The sequence below is a fragment of the Acidovorax delafieldii genome (assembly GCF_007993815.1).
Taxonomy (GTDB): Bacteria; Pseudomonadota; Gammaproteobacteria; order Burkholderiales; family Burkholderiaceae_C; genus Acidovorax; species Acidovorax delafieldii.
In genome coordinates this window covers 200,496-224,802 of sequence record NZ_VJWE01000017.1, presented here as the reverse complement: position 1 = coordinate 224,802, position 24,307 = coordinate 200,496, and the positions used below count along the sequence as shown (strand labels likewise).

Annotated in this window: 20 protein-coding genes; 16 read left to right on the top strand and 4 right to left on the bottom strand. The window is 65.7% G+C overall.

Going from position 1 to position 24,307, the window contains the following annotated elements; genetic code table 11:
• Positions 1 to 77: 77 nt before the first annotated feature.
• From ATF69_RS20570 to ATF69_RS20515, 12 genes are all read left to right on the top strand, one after another.
• Positions 78 to 692 (top strand): LysE family translocator, encoded by a 615-nt coding sequence (locus ATF69_RS20570; protein ID WP_056747996.1) that lies wholly within the window; start codon positions 78 to 80, stop codon positions 690 to 692.
• Positions 689 to 1,606, top strand: a complete 918-nt coding sequence (locus tag ATF69_RS20565; protein WP_056065632.1) for a DMT family transporter — start codon at positions 689 to 691, stop codon at positions 1,604 to 1,606. Before ATF69_RS20570 ends, ATF69_RS20565 begins: the two co-directional genes overlap by 4 nt.
• A complete protein-coding gene (locus ATF69_RS20560; RefSeq protein WP_146872113.1) occupies positions 1,603 to 2,073 on the top strand; it encodes a RidA family protein in 471 nt (156 codons plus the stop codon). Before ATF69_RS20565 ends, ATF69_RS20560 begins: the two co-directional genes overlap by 4 nt.
• Before the next feature lie 5 nt (positions 2,074 to 2,078).
• Positions 2,079 to 2,408, top strand: a complete 330-nt coding sequence (locus ATF69_RS20555) for a DHCW motif cupin fold protein (RefSeq protein WP_108496888.1) — start codon at positions 2,079 to 2,081, stop codon at positions 2,406 to 2,408.
• Positions 2,409 to 2,507: 99 nt separating this feature from the next.
• Positions 2,508 to 3,713 (top strand): aminotransferase-like domain-containing protein, encoded by a 1,206-nt coding sequence (locus tag ATF69_RS20550; protein WP_208758753.1) that lies wholly within the window; start codon positions 2,508 to 2,510, stop codon positions 3,711 to 3,713.
• A 146-nt stretch (positions 3,714 to 3,859) separates the two neighbouring features.
• Positions 3,860 to 4,489 (top strand): glutathione S-transferase, encoded by a 630-nt coding sequence (locus tag ATF69_RS20545; protein ID WP_146872112.1) that lies wholly within the window; start codon positions 3,860 to 3,862, stop codon positions 4,487 to 4,489.
• 12 nt (positions 4,490 to 4,501) lie between these two features.
• Positions 4,502 to 5,365, top strand: coding sequence for a PhzF family phenazine biosynthesis protein (locus ATF69_RS20540; RefSeq protein ID WP_056065622.1), 864 nt, complete (start codon positions 4,502 to 4,504; stop codon positions 5,363 to 5,365).
• A 169-nt stretch (positions 5,366 to 5,534) separates the two neighbouring features.
• Entirely contained in the window at positions 5,535 to 6,410 is an 876-nt protein-coding gene (locus ATF69_RS20535) for a PhzF family phenazine biosynthesis protein (RefSeq protein WP_146872111.1), read from the top strand.
• Positions 6,407 to 7,126 carry a VOC family protein gene (locus tag ATF69_RS20530; RefSeq protein WP_146872110.1) on the top strand — a complete coding sequence of 240 codons (720 nt, stop codon included), beginning with the start codon at positions 6,407 to 6,409 and terminating at the stop codon, positions 7,124 to 7,126. The genes ATF69_RS20535 and ATF69_RS20530 overlap by 4 nt, the downstream gene beginning before the upstream one ends.
• 6 nt (positions 7,127 to 7,132) lie before the next feature.
• Positions 7,133 to 7,774 (top strand): LysE family translocator, encoded by a 642-nt coding sequence (locus ATF69_RS20525; protein WP_056065617.1) that lies wholly within the window; start codon positions 7,133 to 7,135, stop codon positions 7,772 to 7,774.
• Positions 7,771 to 8,754, top strand: a complete 984-nt coding sequence (locus ATF69_RS20520; protein ID WP_146872109.1) for a threonine dehydratase — start codon at positions 7,771 to 7,773, stop codon at positions 8,752 to 8,754. Before ATF69_RS20525 ends, ATF69_RS20520 begins: the two co-directional genes overlap by 4 nt.
• A 96-nt stretch (positions 8,755 to 8,850) precedes the next feature.
• Complete coding sequence (locus tag ATF69_RS20515) at positions 8,851 to 9,522, top strand: histidine phosphatase family protein (RefSeq protein WP_099729160.1); 672 nt, start codon at positions 8,851 to 8,853, stop codon at positions 9,520 to 9,522.
• A gap of 88 nt (positions 9,523 to 9,610) precedes the next feature.
• On the opposite strand, the gene ATF69_RS20510 is transcribed toward ATF69_RS20515, so the two are convergent.
• Positions 9,611 to 10,462, bottom strand: a complete 852-nt coding sequence (locus ATF69_RS20510) for a creatininase family protein (RefSeq protein ID WP_146872108.1) — start codon at positions 10,460 to 10,462, stop codon at positions 9,611 to 9,613.
• Positions 10,463 to 10,526: 64 nt separating this feature from the next.
• Between ATF69_RS20510 and ATF69_RS20505 the strand changes: the two genes are divergently transcribed.
• The 4 genes from ATF69_RS20505 (at position 10,527) to ATF69_RS20490 (ending at position 18,335) form a co-directional block, all read left to right on the top strand.
• A complete protein-coding gene (locus ATF69_RS20505) occupies positions 10,527 to 11,279 on the top strand; it encodes an alanyl-tRNA editing protein (RefSeq protein WP_146872107.1) in 753 nt (250 codons plus the stop codon).
• 172 nt (positions 11,280 to 11,451) lie between these two features.
• Positions 11,452 to 15,306: a DUF748 domain-containing protein gene (locus tag ATF69_RS20500; protein WP_146872106.1), complete on the top strand. Its 3,855-nt coding sequence runs from the start codon at positions 11,452 to 11,454 to the stop codon at positions 15,304 to 15,306.
• Positions 15,307 to 15,421: 115 nt separating this feature from the next.
• Entirely contained in the window at positions 15,422 to 17,674 is a 2,253-nt protein-coding gene (locus ATF69_RS20495) for a protein-disulfide reductase DsbD family protein (protein ID WP_167514377.1), read from the top strand.
• A 46-nt stretch (positions 17,675 to 17,720) separates the two neighbouring features.
• Positions 17,721 to 18,335, top strand: coding sequence for a thioredoxin family protein (locus tag ATF69_RS20490; protein ID WP_146872105.1), 615 nt, complete (start codon positions 17,721 to 17,723; stop codon positions 18,333 to 18,335).
• Between the two features lie 42 nt (positions 18,336 to 18,377).
• Here ATF69_RS20490 and ATF69_RS20485 read toward each other — a convergent pair whose 3' ends face one another.
• From ATF69_RS20485 to ATF69_RS20475, 3 genes are all read right to left on the bottom strand, one after another.
• Positions 18,378 to 21,527 (bottom strand): type I restriction endonuclease subunit R, encoded by a 3,150-nt coding sequence (locus ATF69_RS20485; RefSeq protein WP_146872104.1) that lies wholly within the window; start codon positions 21,525 to 21,527, stop codon positions 18,378 to 18,380.
• 352 nt (positions 21,528 to 21,879) lie between these two features.
• Positions 21,880 to 23,289, bottom strand: coding sequence for an ATP-binding protein (locus ATF69_RS20480; RefSeq protein ID WP_146872103.1), 1,410 nt, complete (start codon positions 23,287 to 23,289; stop codon positions 21,880 to 21,882).
• A complete protein-coding gene (locus ATF69_RS20475) occupies positions 23,286 to 24,305 on the bottom strand; it encodes an SIR2 family protein (protein ID WP_146872102.1) in 1,020 nt (339 codons plus the stop codon). Before ATF69_RS20475 ends, ATF69_RS20480 begins: the two co-directional genes overlap by 4 nt.
• Positions 24,306 to 24,307: the final 2 nt, after the last annotated feature.

Sequence of the window (24,307 nt, the reverse complement as noted above, 5' to 3'; positions counted from 1 at the left end):
TACTGGTTGTGTATTGGTAGCAAGATTACATTGAAGGCAAATCCCCCACAAGTCCCCCACCCCTTCCCGCACCCACCATGAGCGTCGCTGAACTCACCGCCCTGCTGCTGTTTTGCACCGCCATGAGCTTTTCGCCGGGGCCCAACACCACCTTGTCCACCGCGCTGGCCGCCAACCTCGGGCTCAAGCGCGCGCTGCGCTTTTGCTTTGCGGTGCCTGCTGGCTGGACGCTGCTCATGCTGGGCAGCGGGCTGGGCCTGGGTGCCCTCATCACCGGCGTGCCCGCCCTGCGCTGGGCGGTGACGCTGCTGGGCGTGGCCTACATGCTCTGGCTGGCTTTCAAGCTCAGCCGCGCAGGCCAGATGACCGCCATCGACACGTCGCGCCTGAACGTGACCTTCTGGCAAGGCGTAGGCCTGCAGTTTGTCAACATCAAGGCCTGGATGCTGGCCCTCACGCTCAGCGCAGGCTGGGTGGTCAATGCCGCAGGGCAGCCCGCCGCCAACCCGGGTGAGCGCCTGGCCATCATTTGCGGCGTGATGATGGTGTTCGCCTTCACCAGCAACTTTGTCTATGCGCTGGTGGGCTCGCTGCTGCGCCAGTGGCTGGCGCAGGGCGCGCGGCTGCTGTGGTTCAACCGCGCGCTGGCACTCGTGCTGGTGCTCACTGCGTACTGGATGCTCACCCTATGAACCGCGCACAGGAAAAAGAAGCCCTGCTCTGGGGCCTGGTCGGCGTCACGCTGTTTGCGGCCACGCTGCCCATGACGCGGTTGGCAGTGGGCTCTACCGATGCGCCCCAGCTGTCCCCCTGGTTCGTCACGTTCGGGCGTGCCGCCGTGGCGGGCTTGCTGTCGATTGGCTACCTGCTGTGGCAGCGCACGCAAGGGCGCCTGAACCTGCCGGTGCGGGCCGAGTGGCCACTGCTGGGCATCACGGCGTTTGGCGTGATTGTCGGCTTCCCGCTGTTCCTGGCGCTGGCACTGCGCCATGTGCCCAGCACCCATGGTGCGGTGGTCACAGCCCTGCTGCCGCTGTCCACCGCCCTGCTGGGTGCACTGTGGTACCGGCAGCGGCCCTCGGCAGGCTTCTGGGCCTGTGCAGTGCTGGGCAGCGGGCTGGTGCTGGGCTTCATGGTGTGGCGTGCGGGCGGCCTGTACCTGGGCGCAGCCAACATCTATCTGCTGATCGCCATGACCACAGGTGCACTGGGCTACATCGGCGGTGCCCGCCTCACGCCCCGCCTGGGGGCCGAGCAGGTCATCTGCTGGGTGCTGGTGTGTTGCCTGCCACTCACCCTGCCCGTGGCCTGGTGGTTCGCTCCCGCCGTGCCCTCCAGCATTGGCGCGATGAGCTGGGCGGGCTTCCTGTATGTGGCCCTGTTCTCGATGTGGATCGGCTTCTTTGCGTGGTACCGCGCCCTGGCGCTGGGTGCCGTGCGGGTCAGCCAGATCCAGCTCATCCAGCCCTTTTTGAGCCTGCTGTTTGCAGTGCCCCTGCTGGGCGAACACCTGGATGCCGTCACCCTGGTGTTTGCAGTGGCCGTGATCGCCACCGTCTTCGTGGGCAAACGGATGCCCGTTCAACAACAAGGAGCCCCCGCATGAGTGCCATGACCCCAGAACAGCGACTGCAACAGCTGGGCCTGGTGCTGCCCACCGTGTCCGCCCCGCGCGGCAACTTTGACGCCTATGTGCTGGACGGCAACACGCTGTACCTGTCGGGCAAGGGCTCGCCACTGCGCAACGACACGGTGGTGGTCCCCAAGGTAGGCCGCGAGATCAGTGCCGACGAGGCACGTCAGCACGCCCGCGAAGTGGGCCTGCAGCTGATCGCCACCATGCAGGCAGCACTCGGAGACCTCTCGCGCGTGCGCCGTGTGGTCAAGCTGCTGGGCATGGTGAATGCGGTACCCGACTTCATGCAGCACACCGAGGTTATCAACGGCTGCTCCGACCTGCTGGTGGAAGTGTTTGGTGATGCCGGACGGCACGCACGCTCGGCCGTCGGTGTCGGCTCCTTGCCACGTGGCTTTGCGGTGGAGATCGAGGCCGTGGTGTCGATCAAGGACTGAAAACCATGCATTTGCAGAACATTCCCTTTGCCACCACCGACTGGGCCAGCATTCCGCGCGAAGAAAAAAGCGCCGCAGCGGGCCAGGCCTTCTGGCGCACCCAGACATTTGGCGAGGTGCGCGTGCGCATGGTGGAGTACACGCCAGGCTATGTGTCCGACCACTGGTGCACTAAGGGCCATGTGCTCTTGTGCCTGAGCGGCGAGCTGCACACAGAGCTGGCCGACGGCCGCCAGTACACCTTGACACCCGGCATGAGTTACCAGGTGGCGGACAATGCAGAACCCCATCGGTCCACCTCCCCACAGGGCGCCACCCTGTTCATCGTGGACTGAGAAGGTGTGAACGCACCCGCCAGGGCTGCTGCACACCAATTTTTTTGACACCAACTTTGCAACCGTAGCGGCCCAGGCGGCCACCCGCAGGAGACGAGAGTGAAACTGAACGACCTTCCCACCAACAGCACGTGGACCCTGGCACGCCGTGCCGAGCGCATGAACCCCTCGGTCATCCGCGAAATCCTGAAGGTCACCGAGAAGCCCGGCATCATCAGCCTGGCAGGCGGCCTGCCATCGCCCAAGACCTTCCCGGTCTCCGCGTTTGCCGCCGCTTCTGCCGCCGTGCTGGCCAACGACGGCCCCGGCGCCCTGCAGTACGCCGCCAGCGAAGGCTATGGCCCGCTGCGCCAGGCGATTGCCGACTTCCTGCCCTGGGACGTGGACGCTGACCAGATCCTCATCACCACCGGCTCGCAGCAGGCGCTGGACCTGATCGCCAAAATCCTCATCGACACCGACAGCCGCGTGCTGGTGGAAACGCCCACCTACCTGGGCGCGCTGCAGGCCTTCACGCCCATGGAGCCCAACGTGGTGTCCGTGGCCAGCGACGACCAGGGCGTGCTGATCGACGACCTGCGTGCCAAGGTGGGCACGGGCGCGAACAAGGCGCGGTTCCTGTACGTGCTGCCCAACTTCCAGAACCCCACGGGCCGCACCATGAGCGACGCGCGCCGCACCGAGCTGGTGGCCGCCGCCGCCGAGCTGAACCTGCCCCTGGTGGAAGACAACCCCTACGGCGACCTGTGGTTCGACGCACCGCCGCCGGCCCCGCTCACGGCCCGCAACCCCGACGGCTGCATCTACATGGGTTCGTTCTCCAAGGTGCTGGCCCCCGGCCTGCGACTGGGCTACATCGTGGCACCCAAGGCCGTGTACCCCAAGCTGCTGCAGGCCAAGCAGGCGGCCGACCTGCACACGCCCGGCTATAACCAGCGACTGGTGGCCGAAGTGATGAAGGACGGCTTCCTGGACCGCCACGTGCCCACCATCCGCGCGCTCTACAAGCAGCAGTGCGAGGCCATGCTGGCCGCACTCGACAAGGAAATGCAGGGCCTGGGCGTGCACTGGAACCGCCCCGACGGCGGCATGTTCCTGTGGGTGCGCCTGCCGGAAGGCATGAGCGCCATCGAACTGCTGCCCAAGGCCGTGGAGCGCAATGTGGCCTTTGTGCCCGGGGCGGCCTTCTATGCCGACAACGCCGACCACCGCACCCTGCGGCTGTCGTTCGTGACCTCCACCGTCGAGCAGATCGCCACCGGCATCGCGGCGCTGGCGGCAGCGATCAAGGATGTCACCCCCTGAGCGGCTGCGCCGCTTCCCCCTCTCTCGCTGCGCGGGAGGGGGACGCAGCCAGCGGCCTGGCAAAGCCAGCTCCGCGGCTACCTCGCCCAATCACGCCTACTTCATGCACCCGGGGTCGCGCGACGCACCATGAAAGTCCATCAAGCATGCTAAGAGTCTGGGGACGGATGTCGTCCATCAACGTGCGCAAGGTCGTGTGGGCCGTGCAGGAGCTGGGCCTGCCCTCGGTGCAGCGCACCGACGCGGGCGGCCAGTACGGCATCGTGCGCGAGGCGCGCTACCTGGGCCTCAACCCCAATGGCCTGGTGCCGCTGATTGAGGACGAGGACACGGGCGTGACCCTGTGGGAGTCCAACGCCATCGTGCGCTACCTGTGCGCAAGGCATTCGCTGGGCAACCTGTGCCCCGAAGACCTTCCCTCGCGTTTTGTGGCCGAGCAGTGGATGGACTGGCAGCAGACCACGCTGAACCCGGCCGGGCGCGACGCCTTCATCCAGTGGATCCGCACGCCTGCGGCCCAGCGCAACGATGCGCTGATCGCCGCGTCGGTGGCGGCCACGGAGCCCCTGCTGGCCCTGCTGGACGCCCACCTGGCCCGCCAGCCCTTCATGGCGGGTGAGCGGTTCACGATGGCCGACATCCCGGTGGGTTGTGAGATCCACCGCTGGTGGGGCTTGCCGCAAGAACGCGCCGCACGTCCCCACCTGGAGCGGTGGTACAACACGGTCAGCACCCGCCCCGGCGCCCGCGGGATACTGGACCAACCCCTTTCCTGACCGCGCCTCACCATGCACCAGCGCCCCTTCAAGCAGATCGACGTCTTCAGCGACCGCCCCGGCTACGGTAACCCTGTGGCCGTGGTACTGGATGCCGACGGCCTGAGCGACAGCGACATGCGCCGCTTTGCGGCCTGGACCAACCTGTCGGAAACCACCTTTCTGATGCCGCCCACCGACGCCGGGCGCGCGGCTGGGGCCGACTACCGCCTGCGCATCTTCAGCCCCAATGGCGAGCTGCCTTTTGCGGGCCACCCCACGCTGGGCACCTGCCACGCCTGGCTGCAGGCAGGCCACCGCCCGCAGCAGGACGGCATGGTGATCCAGGAATGTGCGCTGGGCCTGGTCCGCATCGCACTGAGCGGCGACACCCTGGCGTTTGCCGCCCCTCCGCTCAAGCGCAGCGCCCCCAGCCCCGCGCTGGTGCCGCTGATCGCGAGCGCCCTGGGCCTGCGCCCGCAGCAGATTCTGGGCGCGCAGATGCTGGACAACGGCCCCGTGTGGCTGGGCTTGCTGCTCGACAGCGCTGACACGGTGCTGGGCTTGCACCCCGACCACGCCCGCCTGAAGGATCTGGGCCAGGACGTGGGCGTGATCCATGTGGGCCCTGCCGCCAGCAACACCGCCCAGCCCGGCGTGGTGGTGCGCGCCTTTGCCGCCCCCATGGGCAACCCTGAAGACCCGGTGACGGGCACCCTCAACGCGAGCCTGGCCGAATGGCTGATTGCCGATGGCCTCGCCCCCCGCAGTTACCTGGTGGCCCAGGGCGAATGCCTGGGCCGCGCGGGCCGCGTGCACATCCGCCAGGACGATGACCACCAGCTGTGGGTGGGCGGCCGAGCCGTCACCTGCATCGAAGGCACGGTGCTGCTATGACCCCGCACCGCACTGCACCGCGCCCCAGCGGCTGATTTCCCCCTCGGCCTCGCCAGAGCGCCGAGCCACAACCACCTGCTTGCACATCGGGCCAAACCCCGGTGAGCCCCCGGCGTGCCCGACCCATCCCGCTTCACTGCCCGTTTGATAGACCAAGGACCTGACCACCATGCACCAACGCCCGTTCCAGCAAGTCGATGTATTCACCGCCACGCCCTACCGTGGCAACCCCCTGGCCGTGGTGCAGGACGGCTCCGGCCTCAGCACCGAAGCCATGCAGGACTTCACCAACTGGACCAACCTGTCCGAAGCCACCTTCCTGCTGCCCCCCACCCCGGAAGGGCGCGCCGCCGGTGCCGACTACCGCGTGCGCATCTTCTGCCCCGGGCGCGAACTGCCTTTTGCAGGCCACCCCACGCTGGGCAGCTGCCACGCTTGGCTCCAAGCCGGCGGACGGCCCCAGGTCGCGGGCCAGGTGGTGCAGGAGTGTGGCGTGGGCCTGGTCACGCTGCGCCAGGACGGCGAGCGCCTGGCCTTTGCCGCGCCGCCCCTCATCCAAAGCGGCCCGCTGGCCGAAGACGACGTGGCGCTGATTGCCCGGGGCCTGGGCGTGGCGCACAGCGACATCCTGCACCACGCCTGGTGCGACAACGGCCCCAACTGGCGGGGCGTGATGCTGCGCAGCAGCGAGCAGGTGCTGGCGCTGAAGCCTGACGCCAGCATCCTTGGCCAGCTGGACGTGGGCGTGGTCGGCCCGCGTGGCAAGGTGGGCGTCATTGGCAGCACCGACGCCGAAGGCATCGCCTTTGAAGTGCGCGCCTTCTTCCCCGGCAACAACGGCCTGGCCGAAGACCCCGTGACCGGCAGCCTCAACGCAGCGCTGGCGCAATGGCTCATCGGCGCCGGGCTGGCCCCCGCCCAATATGTGGCCGCCCAAGGCACCTGCCTGGGGCGCGCCGGGCGGGTGTACGTGCAACAGGACGGCGACACCATCTGGGTCGGCGGCAGCTCGGTCACCTGCATGGCCGGTGAGGTGCTGCTGTGACCGCCACCTCCACCCAGCAACCCGCCTGCGTGGACCACCTGGTCGTGCTGGCGGCCGACCTGGCCAGCGGTGTGGCCTGGTGCGAACGCACGCTGGGTATCACCCCCACGGCGGGCGGCGAACACCCGCTGATGGGCACGCACAACCGCATCTTCAACGTCTCCAGCCCGGCGCATCCGCGCGCCTACCTGGAGATCATTGCTATCAACCCAGGAGCATCCAAGGCAATATCCACTAGCGCAAGGCGCTGGTTTGACATGGATGACGCCAATTTGCAGGGCCAGGTGGCGCAACACGGCCCCCAGCTCATTCACTGGGTGGCCAGCGTGCCCGACGTGGAGGCCGCGTGCACCGCGTTGTCGGCGCTGGACATGGATCGCGGCGCCGTCATCACCGCCAGCCGCCCCACGCCCCATGGCCTGCTGCAATGGCAGATCACCGTGCGGGACGACGGCCTGCGCCTGATGGACGGCTGCCTGCCCACGCTCATCCAGTGGGGCGCGGCGCACCCCTGCGACAGCCTGCCCGCCAGCGGCGTGCAGTTGGAGCAGCTTGCACTGCAGCACCCGCAAGCCGCCACATTGCAGGCCGCGTGCACCGCCGTGGGTGTCGCCGCCTCCGTCCTCGTCACGCCGGGCACCGCGCCGCGCCTCTCCGCCCTGCTCGGCACGCCACGGGGCCCCGTCACCCTTACCTCAGTCACCTCTCAGGAGTAAACCGCCATGCTGTTTTCGTTGCAGGAATTGCTGCTCTTCGCGCTCGCCGCGCTCGTGCTGGTGCTCACGCCGGGACCCAACATGGTGTACTGCGTCTCGCGCAGCCTTACCCAGGGGCCACGCGCCGGGCTCATCTCGCTGACCGGCGTGGTGCTGGGTTTTGTCGTGCACCTGCTGGCGGCGGCGCTGGGCCTCACCGCGCTGCTGGCGGCCGTGCCGCTGGCGTTTGACGCCATCCGCTACGCCGGCGCCGCCTACTTGCTGTGGATGGCCTGGCAGGCCGTCAAACCCGGTGGCGCCGCGCCTTTTGAAGCGCGCAACCTGCCGCACGACAGCCCGCGCACCCTGTTCCTCATGGGGTTCATGACCAACCTGTTGAACCCCAAGGTGGCCATGTTCTACCTGTCGTTCTTCCCCCAGTTTCTGCACCCCGAGCGCGGCCAGTTGCTGCAACAAAGCTTGACGCTGGGCGCGGTACAGATCAGCACCAGCGCCGCCGTCAACGCCTTGCTTGTGCTGGGCGCCGCGCGCGTGGCGCTATTCCTCAACCGCAACGCTGCCTGGATGCGCGCCCAGCGCTATTTCATGGGCACCGTGCTGGGCCTGCTCGCCCTGCGCCTCCTCACCGAAAAGAAAGCCGCCGCATGAACACCCGCCTCGACCCCACCGCCCTGCTGCCCACCCTGGCCGACATCGAAGCCGCTGCCCAGGTGGTGTACCGCGACTTCGCCGCCACGCCCCAGTACCGCTGGGGCCTGCTCAGCCAGCGCCTGGGCACCGACTGCTGGCTCAAGCACGAGAACCACACGCCCGTGGGCGCCTTCAAGATCCGGGGCGGCCTGACCTACTTTGACCAGCTCGCTCAGCGCGGCGCGCTGCCTTCTGAGGTCATCAGCGCCACACGCGGCAACCACGGCCAGAGCATGGGCTGGGCCGCACGCCGCAACGGCGTGGCCTGCACCATCGTCGTGCCGCGTGGCAACTCGGTGGAGAAGAATGCCGCCATGCGCGCGCTGGGCGTCACGCTCATCGAACACGGCGACGACTTTCAGGAAGCGCGCGAACACGCCATCCAGCTCGCGGCCCAGTGCGGCGCCCACATGGTGCCCAGCTTTCACCCCGACCTGCTGCGGGGCGTGAGCACCTACTGGTGGGAATTTTTGCGCGCCGTGCCGCAGCTCGATGTGGTGTACGTGCCCATCGGCCAGGGCTCGGGCGCGTGCTCGGCCATTGCGGCCAAGCTGGCGCTGCAGCACCCGGTCCGCGTGGTCGGCGTGGTCAGCAGCCACGCCACCACCTATGCCGATTCGCTGGCCGCAGGCCGCGTGGTGGAGGCACCGGTGACCACCCAGCTGGCCGACGGCATGGCCTGCCGCGTGGCCGATGCCGAGGCCCTGGCCGTGATGGCGCCACACATCGACCACATCGTGCAGGTGAGCGACGCCGAGGTGGCCGCCGCCATGCGTGCCCTGTTCACCGACACCCACAACGTGGCCGAAGGCGCAGGTGCGGCGGCGCTGGCGGCGGCGCTGCAGGAACGCGACCAGCTACAGGGTTTGCACGTGGGCCTGGCGTTGACGGGCGGCAACGTGGATGCGCTCATGTTCGGCAGCGTTCTGGCGGGCTGAAGCCCTTGCAGCTTCAACCGAAAAAGCTACACATTTAATAGCATCGGTCGCTTTTGCGACAAACGCCTGCGGCGGGTTCTGATCACAATCCGCCGCATGGGAACCCTCTACCTCGTGCGCCATGGCCAGGCCTCGTTTGGCGCGGAAGATTACGACCAGCTCAGCGCTCTGGGCCGCCAGCAGGCAGTGCGCCTGGGCGAACACTGGCGCGCACGCGGCTTGGGGTTTGATGCCGTCATCACCGGCACGCTGCGCCGCCACACGCAAACGCTGGAAGGCATCGCCGAAGGCCTGCAGACCACCCCCGAGGTGCTGCAGTTGCCCGGACTCAACGAATACGACAGCCATGCGCTGATCGCCGCCATCCACCCCCAGCCCCTGGGCCCGGCCGACACGCCCGAGCGCTACCGCGCGCACTTTCGCATCCTGTGCGACGCGCTGGCGCAGTGGATGGCAGGCGTCATCAGCCCCCAGGGCATGCCCAGCTGGAACGAGTTTTCGGCCGGGGTGCGCAGCGCGCTAGACCATGTGCGCCACCACCATGCGGGCCAGAACGTGCTGCTGGTGAGCAGCGGCGGCCCCATCTCGACCGCCGTGGGCGAGGTGCTGGGCACGGCGCCCGAGGTGACCATTGCGCTGAACATGCGCATCCGCAACAGCGCGGTGACGGAGTTCTCCATCTCGCCCAAGCGGTTGATGCTGCAGACCTTCAACACGCTGCCGCACCTGAACGAGCTGGAGCACGCGCAGTGGGTGACGCACGCCTGAGCACCGATATTTCGGTTTTCTGAGCCTTTCAGGCCGCTTGCGCTAGTGGATCATGCGCCGGAAGCTATCAAAAATATAGCAAACCGGTTCAGCGCAAGTGGGGGCCATGCGCCAGGGTAGACAGCGGCAGCGCCTGCAGCTCCTGCAGCAGCGCCACCAGTTGCTGCGCTGCAGCGTCCACCACCGCTTGTCCCTTGTCGGCCGTGGCTGCGGCCGCGTTACCCACTGCACCCGCCGGGTGGTAGTCCTGCATCTGCCAGCCCAGCTTGGCGCTTTTGCCGTTGCCCAGGATGGCGTAGCGCTCCGACCGGTCCTGCGAGGTGGAGCGGAAGTTTTGCGCCTGTGCCATCTGCACGGTGGCGGGCGCGAGGTGCAACATCATCGATGTCTCGATGTCGCCCGCATGGATGCCAAAGCGGTGCTCCTGGGCGCTGAACTGGCCCGCCACCGCATCGGGCAGCGGCAGGCTGAACCAGCTGGCGCTGTAGACGATGAGGTCGCAGCGCGTGCGCAGCTCGCGCGCCACGATGTCCATCACGCTCACCTGTCCGCCGTGGCCGTTGAACAGCAGCAGCTTCCTGATGCCCGCGCGGGCCACGCACTCGCCGATCTCGGTCCACAGCGCAATCACTGTGGCGGGCGACAGCGTGAGCGTGCCGGGAAAGCGGATGTGCTCCGGGCTCAGGCCCACGTTCTGTGGCGGCAGGAACAGCACGGGCAACTCGGCGTGCAGCTGCGGCAGCGCGGCATCGATCACGCCCTGCAGCAGCGTCGCATCGACCGACAGGGGCAGGTGTGGCCCATGCTGCTCGACAGCCGCCACGGGCAGCACGGCCACTACCTGTTCAGCCTGCCCGCTGGCCTTTAGCGCCGCGAAATCACGGGTGGACAAGTCGGCCCAGAAGCGGGAGGGCAAGGGAGTCAAGGCGGCAGAAGTCATGCGTGCATGGTAGCGGCGCTGCCGGCCTCTGGGAAACGGCCAGTGGCGCGGCTAACATGCCACCATGACCCAAGACCTCTTCCGCCAAGACGCCTACCTGCGCGAATGCAGCGCCCACATCACCGCTGTCACCGATGCCGGCATCGTGCTGGACCAGACCGTGTTCTACCCCCTGGGCGGCGGCCAGGCCGGTGACAGCGGCGTGCTGGTGCTGGCAGACGGCACACAGATCACCATTGCCGACACCCGCAAAGGCAAGGACGCCGACGGCAACCCCACCAGCGACATCGTGCACATCCCCGCCCCCGGGCAGGAAGACCGCGTGGCGCAGCTCACGCCCGGCACCACCGTCACGGCCCGTATCGACTGGGAGCGCCGCCACCGCATGATGCGCCTGCACACCACCAGCCACCTGCTGTGCCATGTGGTGCCGCAGCTGGTCAACGGCTGCTCCATCACACCCGACTACGCGCGGCTGGATTTTGCGATGACCGACCCGCTGGACAAGGAGCAGCTGACCGCCGCCATCGCCACCCTGGTGGCCGCTGCGCACCCGCTCACCGTGGCCTCGATCAGCGATGAAGAACTGGACGCGAACCCCGCGCTGGTCAAAAGCATGAGCGTGCAGCCCCCACGCGGCACCGGGCGCATCCGCACCATCCGCATCGGCGGCGAAGCCGACGCGCCACCGATCGACCTGCAGCCCTGTGGCGGCACGCATGTGGCCAACACGTCGGAGATCGGCGCCATCGTGGTGACCAAGATTGAAAAGAAAAGCGCCACCACCCGCAGGGTGGTGCTGGGCTTTGCCCAGTGAGCGCAGCGCAGAGCGCAGCACCCCACTGTCAACAATCTTGAACCACCCACCCCCACCTGTTGCAATGGCTTACCCCGGCTGACGCACTGCAGGGACAATAGCGGCTCGCGCGCGACCCCCTCTGGTTTTTCGCCAGCCCCCGGGGCCGCAGCGCCCACCCTAGCCTGCCGCCATGCCGATCTCCCTGCGCTCCGTCTCTTTTGCCTCTTTGCGCCAGCACCGCTGGTTCCGCCCCGCCGTCCGCGCGCTGGCGGGTTTGATCGCCTTGTGGCTGGTCACCTGGCTCGCCATTCCGCCGCTGGTCAAGGGCCCGCTGGAGCGCATCGCGTCCGAGCAACTGGGGCGCACCGTGACGGTGGGCGGCATCGACTTTGAGCCCTGGAGCCTGGAATTCGCCCTGCGTGACGTGACCGTGGCAGGCGCCAATGGTGCGCCCCCACAGCTGACCATTGGCCGCATCTATGCCGATGGCGAGCTGCAATCCCTGCTGCGCCTGGCGCCCGTGGTGGACGCCTTCACCATCGAAAACCCGGTCCTGCGCATCACCCACCTGGGCGACGGCCGCTACGACGTGGACGACATCATTGCCAAGGTCACCGCGCCCAAGAACGACCCCGAGCCCGACCAAGGCCCCGCGCGCCTGGCGCTGTACAACCTGGCGCTCACGGGCGGCAGCATCGACTTCATCGACAACACCATCAGCGAAACCCACGAGGTGCGTGCGCTGACGCTGAAAGTGCCCTTCATCAGCACCCTGCCCTCGCAGCGCGAGGTGAAGGTGGAGCCCCACCTGGCGTTCACGCTGGACGGCAGCCGTTTTGACTCGTCCGCCGAGGGCACACCGTTTGCGCAGACCGGCAAAGCCGACGCGCAGATCCGGCTGGATGGCCTGAACCTCGCACCCTACCTGGGCTATTTGCCAGCCAACCTGCCCGTCAAGGTGCTAAGCGCCACGCTGGATGCGGACGTGAAGGTGGCCTTTGAACAGCACCCGCGCATGGCCGTGAAGCTGAGCGGCACCGTGCAAGCCAGCGGCGTGCGCATGGCCGACCGCCAGGGCGCCGACCTGCTGAGCTACGAGCGCCTGAAGATTGGCATGGCCGATGTGCGCCCGCTGGAGCAGATCGTGCGCTTGCAGCATGTGGAGCTGACGGCGCCGGTGGTCACGGCCACGCGCGATGCAAGCGGCCAGATCAACCTGGCACAACTGGCACCGCCTGCGCAGCCTGCAACGCCCGCCAAGGACAAAACCACCGCACCTGCAGCGCCCGCATCTGCCGATGCGGCATCTTCGCCACTGGCCAGCGCCAGCACAGCCTCCGCCCCAGCGTCCCCCGCCTCTGTGGGTGAAGGTAAAGGCAAAGCCCAGGCCAAGGCAGCCGCCCCCGCCTGGGCGGTCGAAATCGCCACTGCCGCCGTGCGCGGCGGCACCCTGCGCTGGGCCGACGCCACCACGCGCCCCGCCGCTGCCCTGCAGGCCACCGAATTTGCGCTGGAGGCCGCCGACATCGCACTGCCCTTTGCCAAAGACAACGCCAAGCCCTTCACCTTCAAGGGCGGGCTCAACCTGCAGGGCAGCACGCTCAGCTTCACCGGCGAAGCCACAGACCAGAAGGCCCAGGTCAACACCACCCTGAACGCCCTGGCCCTGCAACTGGCCGCGCCCTACCTGGCCCAGACGCTGGAGCCCACGGTGACCGGTCAACTCAGCGGTGATGTGGGTGTGACCTGGCAAGCCCCTACGGGCGCAGCGGCACAAGCAGGCGCCACAGGCGTCACGATCAAGGCGGGCCCCCTGGCGCTGGAACAGCTCGCCGTCAAGCAAGGCAAGACCACCTTGGCCAGCCTGGGCAAGCTGGAGATTGCAGGCGCCGAAGTGCCCCTGGACGCACACACCGCTACGCTGCAGCGCCTGGCCATCACCCAGCCGCAACTGGCAGTGGAGCGCGGCGCAGATGGCCGCTGGATGTTTGAGCGCTGGCTGACATCGGAGAAGGCCGCCCCCGCCGCGCAAGGCGGCGCCACTGCAGCCGCTGACCCAGCCCCCGCCAACAGCGCCGCGCCCTGGAAGCTGCGCGTGGCCGATTTCTCGCTGCAGGGCGGCACGGTCACCCTGGCCGACAACGCCCAGCCGCGCCCCGTGGCGCTGGACCTGACCGCCCTGGGCATCACCGCCCGCAACCTGGCCAGCGACGGCAGCAAGCCCGAGGCCTTCACGCTCACCGCCCGCGCCGCCGCGCCGGGCAAGGGCAGCAAGGCGGCGCCCGGCACGATCGACTACCAGGGCACGCTGGCCCTGCAACCGCTGACCACCCAGGGCAAGCTCGACGCCACCCGCCTGCCGGTGCACGCACTGGACGGCTACCTGGCCAGTCAGCTGTCGGTGGAGCTGCTGCGCGCCGACGTGGGCTACAGGGGCCAGGTGGCGCTGACGCAGACCGACAAGGGCACCAGCCTGCGCCTGGCGGGCGATGTGGTGGTCGAAGATCTGCGGGCCAACAGCACGGCCGCCTTCACCCCCAAGACCGAGGCCCAGGTGGGCGAGGAACTGCTGGCCTGGAAGAGCCTGAACCTGCGCGGCCTGGCCGTGGCCACCGCACCCGGAACGGCGCCGCGCGTGGAAGTGAAGGAAACCAGCCTGGTCGATTTCTTTGCCCGCATCACGATCAACGAGGCAGGCCGCATCAACCTGAGCGACATTGCCAAGACCCCGGCCGAGGCCCAGGCAGCCAACGCAGCCAGCGCCGCTGCCAGCACAGCGGCACCCACCGCACCGGCTCCCGCCACAGCCGCCTCGGCGGCGCCAGCTGCCACCCCCACGGCCGCCGTGGCCCAGGCCGACCCGCTGGCCCCCGTGGTGGTCTTTGGCCCGGTGAGCCTGGTCAACGGCAAGGTGCTGTTCTCCGACTTTTTCATCAAGCCCAACTACTCGGCCGACCTCTCGGAGCTGACCGGCAAGCTCAGCGCGTTCTCCTCCGAAACGCCCGGCAGTGATCCCGTGCTGGCCGACCTGGAGCTGCGCGGCCGCGCCGAGGGCTCGGCATCGCTCGAAGTCACCGGCAAGCTCAACCCGCTGGCCAAGCCACTGGCGCTCGACATCACCGGCAAGGTGCGCGATCTGGAGCTGCCCCCGCTCACACCATATTCCGTCAAGTACGCCGGGCACGGCATCGAACGCGGCAAGCTCAGCATGGACGTGAACTACAAGGTGCTGCCCAATGGCCAGCTCACCGCCAGCAACCGGCTGGTGCTGAACCAGCTGACCTTTGGCGAGCCCGTGGAGGGCGCGCCCAACAGCCTGCCCGTGAAACTGGCCGTGGCCCTGCTGGCCGACCGCCAGGGCGTGATCGACCTGGACCTGCCCATCAGCGGCTCGCTCAACGACCCGCAGTTCCGCATCGGCCCGGTGATCTTCAAGATCATCGTCAACCTCATCGGCAAGGCGCTGACCTCGCCCTTCAGCCTGCTGGCCAGCGCCTTTGGTGGTGGCGAGGAAATGAACCACGTGCCCTTTGCCCCCGGCAGCGCCACCCTGACGCCCGAGGCGCAGCAGAGCCTGGACAAGGTGGCTAAGGCCCTGGCTGACCGGCCCGCGCTCAAGATCACCGTGACCGGCACGGCCAGCCTGCCGGACGAACGCGAAGGCCTGCAGCGCGAGCACCTGCAGCAGCGGGTGCTGGCCGAAAAGCGCCGCGCCAACCCGGCGGATACCGCCCCCGTGTCGGCCGCCGAGTACCCCGCCCTGCTCAAGGAGGTGTACCGCCGCGCCGACATCCCCAAGCCGCGCAATTTGGTCGGCCTGGCCAAGGACCTCACGGTGCCCGAAATGGAAGCCCTGCTGCTGGCCCACCAGCCCGCCACCGAGGCCATGGCCGCCGAGCTGGCCACGCAGCGCGGCCAGGCGATCCGCGCTTACCTGGTGGCGCAAAAGCTGCCGGTGGAGCGGCTGTTTGTCGCAGCCCCCAAAGCGGGCAAACAAGCAGAAAAGTGGACACCGCGTGCGGAATTGAGCCTGGCGACACAATAAGCTGCTGGCTGGCGAGCGGTTCTGGGCGAATCTCCCGCCAGCCAGTCCCATCGCCCCGCAGGCTGAGCGCAGGGCGCCGGAACCAATCCCGCCCCGCCCGCTCCCACACTGCACCATGCCTTCACGCCTGTTCCACCGCCTTGCAGCCACTCTCTTTTTTATAGCTGCCAGCGCTTTATGGACTAGCGCTAGCGCCCAATTGGGCACCAAAACCACAGGCCAAGGCACCAGCTTGGTCACCACGCCCTATGTGCGTGCCGAGCTGCTGGCCCATGCGCCCCAGGGCGTGGCGCCCGGCCAGCCGCTGTGGCTGGGCCTCTCGATCACCCACCAGCCCGAGTGGCACACCTACTGGAAGAACCCTGGCGATTCTGGCCTGCCCACCGACCTGGCCTGGACGCTGCCAGCCGGTCTGGACGCGGGCGAGATCGCCTGGCCCCTGCCCAAGAAGATCCCCATCGGCACGCTGGCCAACTATGGCTATGAAGGCACGGTGCTGCTGCCCGTGCCCGTCACCGTGGCCAGCACCTATGCCCCCGGCCCGCTGGCCAAGGACGCGACCATCAAGCTGCGCGCCTCGTGGCTGGTGTGCCGCAAGGAGTGCATTCCCGAAGAAGGCGAATTCACGCTGCAGCTGCCCATCCAGAGCACCACGGCACTGAGCAGTGCTGCCTTTGAGGCGGCCGCCAAGGCCCATCCCCGCGCCGTGGTGGCAGGCACCAACGGCATCGTGCCCGACAGCCAGGCGCAGATTGCGGACGGCAACCTGCTGAACGTCAGCGTGCAGGGCTTGCCCGTGGCGCTGCGTGGCAAGACACTGGACCTGTTCCCCGAAACCGCCGAGGTCATCGACAACGCGGCGAGCTGGAAGCAGAGCTGGAACGGCAGCGTGTGGACCGCGCAAATTCCCCTGTCGGCCCAGCGCAGCGCCAGCCCCAGCCTGATGCCCGTGGTGCTGGCCGAGCAGGCGGCCCCGGGCCACGGCACCGGCCCCGACACCCGCACCGGCTATCGCGCCGAACTGAAGGTGCTGGGCACCTGGCCGCAGGGCGCATCGGTGGCCAGCGTGTCGCCCGCGCTGGAGGCCGCGCTCAAAGCCAATGCGGCGCAGGCTGGCGGCTCAGCAACGCCTGCCGCAGCCTCCGGCGCCTCGTCCCTCACCCTCACGGCCGCGCTGCTGGGCGCCTTGCTTGGCGGGCTCATCCTCAACCTCATGCCCTGCGTGTTTCCGGTGCTGGCGATCAAGGTGGTGGGCTTCACACAGCATGCGCAAGACCGGCGCGCGCACCGCATCAGCGGCATCGCCTACACAGCGGGCGTGGTGCTGTCGTTCATCGCCCTGGGCGCGCTCATGCTGGGCCTGCGCGCAGCGGGCGAGGCGGTGGGCTGGGGCTTTCAGCTGCAGTCGCCCGCTGTGGTGGCATCGCTGGCAGCGCTGTTCACGCTGATCGCGCTGAACCTGGCGGGCGTGTTCGAGTTCGGGCATTTCCTGCCCTCCTCGGTGGCCAGCCTGCAGGCGCGCCACCCGGTGGCCGACAGTTTTCTCACCGGCGTGCTGGCCGTGGCCGTGGCCTCGCCGTGCACGGCGCCGTTCATGGGCGCGTCCCTGGGCCTGACCGCCACGCTGCCCGCACCGCAGGCGCTGGCCGTGTTCGCAGCACTGGGCCTGGGGCTGGCGCTGCCGTACCTGGCGGCCAGCTTTGTGCCCGCCGTGGCGCGCGCCCTGCCGCGCCCCGGCGCGTGGATGGACACCTTCCGCAAGCTCATGGCCTTCCCCATGCTGGCCACCGTGGTCTGGCTGGTGTGGGTGCTGGGCCAGCAAAGCGGCATCGACGGCGCCGGTGCGCTGCTAATCCTGCTGGTGGGCCTGTCGCTGGTGGTGTGGGCCCTGTCGCTGGCCGGGCGGGCGCGGGTGTGGATGGCCACGGTGTCCATCGCGGCCATGGCCTTGCTGGTCTGGGCCTTTGCGCCGCACGTCACCAACATGCCTGCCACGCAGGCGGCCACGTCGTCCCCGCAGGTCTCCGCCACCGGCTGGCAGCCCTGGGCACCCGGCGCGGCCGAGCAGATCGTGGCCGGTGGCCGCCCCGTGTTTGTGGACTTCACCGCCGCCTGGTGCGTGACCTGCCAGTACAACAAGAAGACCACGTTGGCGGATACCAACGTGGTCGCCGACCTGCAAACCAAGAACGTGGCCCTGCTGCGCGCCGACTGGACGCGCCGCGACCCTGCCATCACCGCCGCCCTGGCGTCGCTGGGACGCAGCGGCGTGCCGGTGTACGTGTTCTACCGCCCCGGCAAGCCGCCGGTGGTGCTGACCGAGGTGCTCAGCGTGGACGAGGTGCGCGCCACCATCGCCCAGCTGTAGCCCTCCCCGCTTTCGACCACCCGCCAACCCTTCAGGAGACCCCGCCATGAAGCTGCTTCGCCGTACGTTGATTGCCACCGCCGCCCTGGTTGCCCTGGGCGCACAGGCCGCCGCCACCGTGGGCCAGCCCGCGCCCGACTTCACGCTCAAGGACACCAACGGCCGGGCCGTTCGCCTGTCGGACTTCAAGGGCAAGCATGTGGTGCTGGAGTGGACCAACCCCGGCTGCCCCTTCGTGCGCAAACACTACGACAGCCGCAACATGCCCGCCACACAGAAGGACGCCACCCGCCAAGGCGTGGTGTGGCTGTCCATCAACTCCACCGAAAAAGCCAGCAGCGACTACCTGGAGCCCGCCAAGCTGATGGCCTGGAAGCAGGAGCGCAAGGCCGCCCCCACCGCCGTGCTGATGGACGAGGAAGGCACCGTGGGCAGGAGCTACGGCGCACGCACCACGCCGCACCTGTACATCGTCAACCCGCAGGGCCAGCTGATCTACGCGGGCGGCATCGACAGCATCCCCTCGGCCCGCCCGGCCGACATCGAGAAGGCCACCAACTACGTGAAGGTGGGGCTGGGCGAAGCGCTGGCGGGCAAGCCGATCTCGGCGGCGACGACGGCGCCGTATGGGTGCAGCATCAAGTACAAGTCGCCGGCCTGACCCCGCACTTTGTCGGGACGGCTCATCGCAAACTCCACTCCGCTAAACCGTCCACGCGCTCGACAACGACTCCGCCTGCTTGAGCACCAACTCCACGGCCTCCAGCTGCTTGTCAGGCGGGTACTTCCACTTCTGCAGACACCGCCGAACCAGGATGCGCAGCTTGGCACGCACGCTTTCGCGCACCTGCCAATCCACCGAAGTGCTAGCCCGCAGCTTCTCAGTGATCTCGATAGCGATCTTTTTCAGCACTTCATCGCCCAGCTCTCGCACGGCACTTTCATTGTTGGCGAGTGCGTCGTAGAACGCGATTTCGTCGCGTCCAAGTCCCAGCGCGTCTTCGCGCTTGAGCGCAGCCTGAAACTCCTTGGCCATCTGGATCAGTTCTTCGATGACCTGAGCCGTCTCTACCGCACGGTTGTGGTACTTGCGCAGTGTCTCCAGCAGCCGGTCGCCGTACTTCTTTTCCTGCACCACGTTGTTGCGTGCCCGGGCCTTAATCTCGTCGCGCAGCAGCTTCTCCAACAGTTCCACCGCCAGGTTGCGGCTATCCATCTGCCGCACGTCTTCCAGAAATTCGTCCGACAGCAGCCCAATATTGGGCTTGTCCAGCCCGGCCAGCGCAAACACATCGGCTACACCGTCTGAAATGATGGCGTTGTCCAAAATCTGTTTGAGCGCACTGTTTTTCTCGGCGTCACTGCGCTTCTTGTCCACCGTGGTGAACTTGGCAATCGCCGCCTTGATGGCCGAGAAGAACGCAATCTCCTTGCGCAACGCAGCCGCCTCATCCAGCGTGCCGCATAGCGAGAACGCTTTGGCCACCGCCACCATGGTGTCGAGAAAGCGCGTCTTGCCGTCCTTCAACCCCAGGATGTGGTTGGCTGCAGGCACTAGCAGTGGCAGGGCCTGGGCCTCAAACGCGCTGTAGTCAAAGCCCTGCATCATGCCGCGCACGATGTCCATCTTCTCCATCAACACCGCCAGCGCCTCCGCAGCGCTGTGCGTGGGGTCGCCCTTGCCTTTAGCGTCGGTATAGGCCTTCAGTGCCGCCTTGAGTTCGTTGGCAATGCCGATGTAGTCCACCACCAAGCCGCCCGGCTTGTTCTTGAACACGCGGTTGACGCGCGCAATGGCCTGCATCAGGTTGTGGCCCTTCATGGGCTTGTCGATGTACATGGTGTGGCAGCACGGCGCATCAAACCCCGTCAGCCACATGTCGCGCACGATCACCAGCTTCAAAGGGTCGCGCACATCCTTGAAGCGCGCTTCCAGCCGCTTCTTCACTTGCTTGCTGTACAGGTGCGGCTGCAGCAGCGCCTTGTCGGCAGCTGAGCCTGTCATGACGATCTTGATGGCGCCCTGCTCGGGGTCGGCGCTATGCCACTCGGGGCGCAGGCTGACGATGGCGTTGTAGAGCTGGGCGCAAATGTCTCGGCTCATGCACACGATCATGGCCTTGCCATCCACCACCGAGATGCGCGCCTCAAAGTGCTGAATCAAATCACGCGCCACCTGCTGCAGCCGGGGCTCGGAGCCCACCAGCTTCTCCAGCGCAGCCCATTCGCTCTTGGTCCTCTCGCGGCTGGCTATGTCCTCTTCGTCCTCGACGACTTCATCCACCTGAGCATTCAGCGCATCAATGTCGGCCTGGTTCACATCCAGTTTGGCCAAGCGGCTTTCGTAAAAGATGGGCACCGTTGCACCGTCATCCACCGCATCCTGAATGTCATAGATGCTGACGTAGTCGCCAAACACCGCACGGGTGTCTTTGTCCTCCAGTGCAATGGGGGTGCCGGTAAAGCCGATGAACGTGGCGTTCTTCAGCGCATCGCGCAGGTGCTTGGCGTAGCCAAACACATAGCGCCCCGTCTTTGTGTCCAGCCGCCCCTTGGTGCCGTACTGGCTGCGGTGGGCCTCGTCTGAGATCACCACGATGTTAGTGCGGGTGGAGAGCAATGGGTGGGCCTCTTCCCCATCCAAAAGCGCAAACTTTTGCACCGTGGTGAAGATGATGCCGCCCGCCTCGCGCGAGGCCAGCATCTGCCGCAGCTCGTCACGGTCGCCTGCCTGCACAGGCGTCGTCTTGAGCAAGTCGCTGGCGGCGCTGAAGGTTGCAAACAGCTGGCCATCCAGATCATTGCGGTCTGTCACCACCACCAGCGTGGGGTTCTTCATTTCTGGCTGCTGCAGCAACTTGCCCGCATAGCAGGCCATGGTGATGCTCTTGCCCGAGCCCTGTGTGTGCCACACCACGCCCGCCTTGCGCGACCCCGGCTGCACCTCTTTGCCATAGGTGGCGCGCTCTTCATGCACCTCCAGCACGCTTTTGCCCACGTCTTGCGCGGCAATCACCGTGGCGCGCACCGCCTCACGCACCGCATGAAACTGGTGGTAGCCCGCCACCTTCTTCACGATGTGGTCGCCATCCTGCTCAAACAGCACAAAGTGCCGCACATAGTCCAGAAACAGCTCAGGCTTGAAAAAGCCACGCACCACCGTCTCCAGCTCCATCTGCAAGCGGGGCCGGTCGTCTTCATTGGCAATGGTGCGCCAGGGCAACATGCGCTCTGCGTTGGCTGTGAGCGAGCCCACGCGGGCCGTGAAACCATCGCTCACCACCAAGGCCGCATTGGTGTTGAACAGGTCGCTGATCTCGTCCTTGTAGGTCTGCAACTGGTTGAAGGCGTCCCACACGTCCGTCTGTTCATTGGCGGGGTTCTTCAGCTCCACCACCGCCAGAGGCAAGCCGTTGATGAACGCAATCACATCCGGCCGGCGCGGCTGCTTGGTGCCGGTGATGGTGAACTGGTTCACCACCAAGAAGTCGTTGTTGCTAGGCTGCGCAAAGTCGATGAAGTGCACTAGGTCGGCCTTCTTATCGTCCCCTACCACAAACTCCACCAGCAAACCGCCCAGCAACAAACGGTGCACGCTGCGGTTGCGCACCACCATTTGCGGCTCGCTCACCGTTTGTAGCGCATGTGCGGCCTGCTCCAGCGCGGCGGGCGGAATCTGCGGGTTGATGCGCGCCAGTGCCGTTAGCAACCGCTCGCGCAGCACCACCTGCCGGTAGTCGGTGCGCTCCGGAGCGCTGCTGTCGGGCGCAATGTCCGGGCCATGGGCAAACCGCCAGCCAGCATCCTGAAACCAGCCCAGGCAGAGTTCTTCGAGTTGTTGCTCGTTCAGCATGTGAAGTCCCTGGCGGCAGCCCCTGCACCCGCGCTGGTTTGCGATGAAATAAAAAAATCCATAACAATCAACCACTTAGCAAGCATGCAATGACCATTTCGCATTTGCGCAGAGATAGCGAGTGGCACATGCCGCACAACGGCCGTGGAGTGTCGATGCTTTCGACACGTAGCAAAAACATGTCGAAAAACACGAGAAAAATCGACACATCGGAAGATCGGCTAAGCCCATGTTCCAGTCTTGCACCGTGCAACTCCTGCTTCTGCGATTTGCGATGAAATAAGAAAATCCATAAAAATCAAAGAGTTAGAACCACACACAGACCAATCAGAGGGTTGCACTGAAATGACGGTCAGGCCCACGCCGGGATGTACCGTGCATAGCGTTTTGAATCCGGTGCGTTCGGGTCGTTCTTGATCAAGCGCTGATCCACAGTGGCGGTGATGATTTGCGACACCGTATTGCCGCTGCTTTCAGACAGCCCGAACCGTTCGCGGAGGGATTGATTGGTCATCTGCTTGCGCAACACGTACTGCAAAACGCAGTGTTGATAGCAAGCACGGACCCTGTCGCTACCGTTCATATCCCGGAACGCACGCGGGCCATGGATCACCACCACCGTGCGCCGATGGCTGGTCAAAAATTCGGGCGCTGGCAGTTGCATGATTTCGGCAGTTTCAATCACCCGGTCGATGCCACTGCTCTTCTCTTCGCAAATCCCAAATCGGCGCATCAAGTCGGCCAGTCGCTCATTGCGGGACTGGTAACCGTCGATGAAGCGCTCCACCGGCACGATGGGTTCGCCTGGGTTGGAGATTTCCACCCGGTTGCTGAACACCTCCACCACAGGCGAAGCACCGCCCATGTCAAATTCTTGGTGAATCAGCGCATTGGCCAAAAGCTCTCGTACCACCACTTCGGGCAGCAGCTTCACCTCCTTGCGGATGGCCCCTTCAATCACCTCGTTTTGTGGTAGCTTGCCCATCACGTATTGCACCAGTCCGGCAAACCCCACCGCGTAACCCCGCTCACCGGTCACATCAGACACCGTCTGCATCTTGGACTCGCCCGCGTACACGATCACACGAACGGCTTTGCGACTGATGTCTGGGAATTGCCGCATGTTCTTGGCCAGCAGCACCGCCCCGATGTGCAAGATGTTGAATCCCGCCGCGCTGCGCTCAATCAAGCGCTCATCCAGCAAACGGGCCAGCACGCCCGCCTGATCGGTGGGGTAGGGCAAGCGCATCAGGTCAAAGTAAGTCTGCGTATCCAGCAGCTGCACTACATCTTGCGCAGACACATCCTTCAGCGCAGGGTTCTCCAGCCAACTGGGCTGCCCCTCCGCAAATATCTTGCGCAGCTGGTCTTCGCTCATAGGCACCAGCTCTTCGCCTGAGCGCATCAGGTAGGCACCTTCGTGGTGGTAAGCCGTGCCCTTGGGTCGGGCAGGAATGGTGAACACCACCACACGCCCTTCAGGGTGGGCAACAGCCTCAACATCCACACGAAAGCCCACCCAGTGGAACAGCTTCTCGGTAATGTCCTGGGTGTCCGGGAATGCTTGGCTGCCCACCACGGGGCGCGGCGGCTTGTCTGCAATGCCCAGCACCAAATGCCCGCCGCCTTCGTTGGCAATGGCAACGCAATAGCGGCACAGCTTGGTGGTGTCGTACTGGTTGCGCGCTTCTTTGAACTCCAAACGCTGCGTTTCAGAGGCCAAGCCACGCCACAAGTCAATCTGTTCTGCCGAGATGCTCATGGCGCCTCCATCAACGCAAGCAACAGTGCCTCGATAGATTCATCGTGCTCGCCTTCTGGATACCAAATAGGGAATATATTGGCCTTTGCCAACGCTTTCTTGCGCTCGACGCGATCAACGCCGCTCTTCAACTCAAGGAAGGCGTAATGCTGCGGAAGGGTGTGCGCCCCTTCCAATTCAACGACCTTCTCCATCGTTTGGATGGTGCGATCCGCCACCAGACTACACCCAATAAAAAGCAATGACTTTCCGAACAAAAAACGAGAGAAAAATCGACCAACGATGCCATCATCTCCATAGGCTTGGTTGTACTCATCACGAAGCAGTACTCGATTTGCTACCGACTCACAGGAGCCATGCATCTTCAATAGATATCTTCCCCCTGCATTCAAGATGCGCAGTGCTTCTCCGATATTGTTACCATGAATTATTTGATCAAATCCCTGCGATTGCCCGGCGAATACTGATTCAAGCAATTTATCGAAATTGGTTGTTACCACATTCGAATCTGGAAATACTAGGGGAAGCAAGTTGATTGAGCCAATTGCAGAGCACCTTCTATCAAAACACTCCTGCAATTGTTTATTGAACAATGCCGAACCAAGGTCGTTGTGAATTAGCTGTGCTGCCCCTTCGTAGTCTCCAGCGCTCAGAATAGACTCAAGATCAGCCTCTTTAACGTGTGACTCTTCCTGCAGGCTCCAGAGAAATTGGGTCCAACCAGGATAGCCGCTTGGCATCGAAAGTCCTGCACCAAGAAACGGGACAACATTTTGTGAAGCCAACGCTTTCTTCAATGCCTCAAAGCGCCGAGCATTGTCATGAGCTCCAAGCACTTGATTTGCCACATCGCACAGACCACTCTTTCTTTCTTCCACCCAGTCCTCGAAAGACAATTGATAGGTTTCGGGCTCCAACTCCTTCAAAATGCGGCTCCGTTGAAACGTTGATCCTACAATTTCAACATCCCCTTCGGAATTAAGGTATTCATGATATTTGGGCCGCCAAAATTCCATGA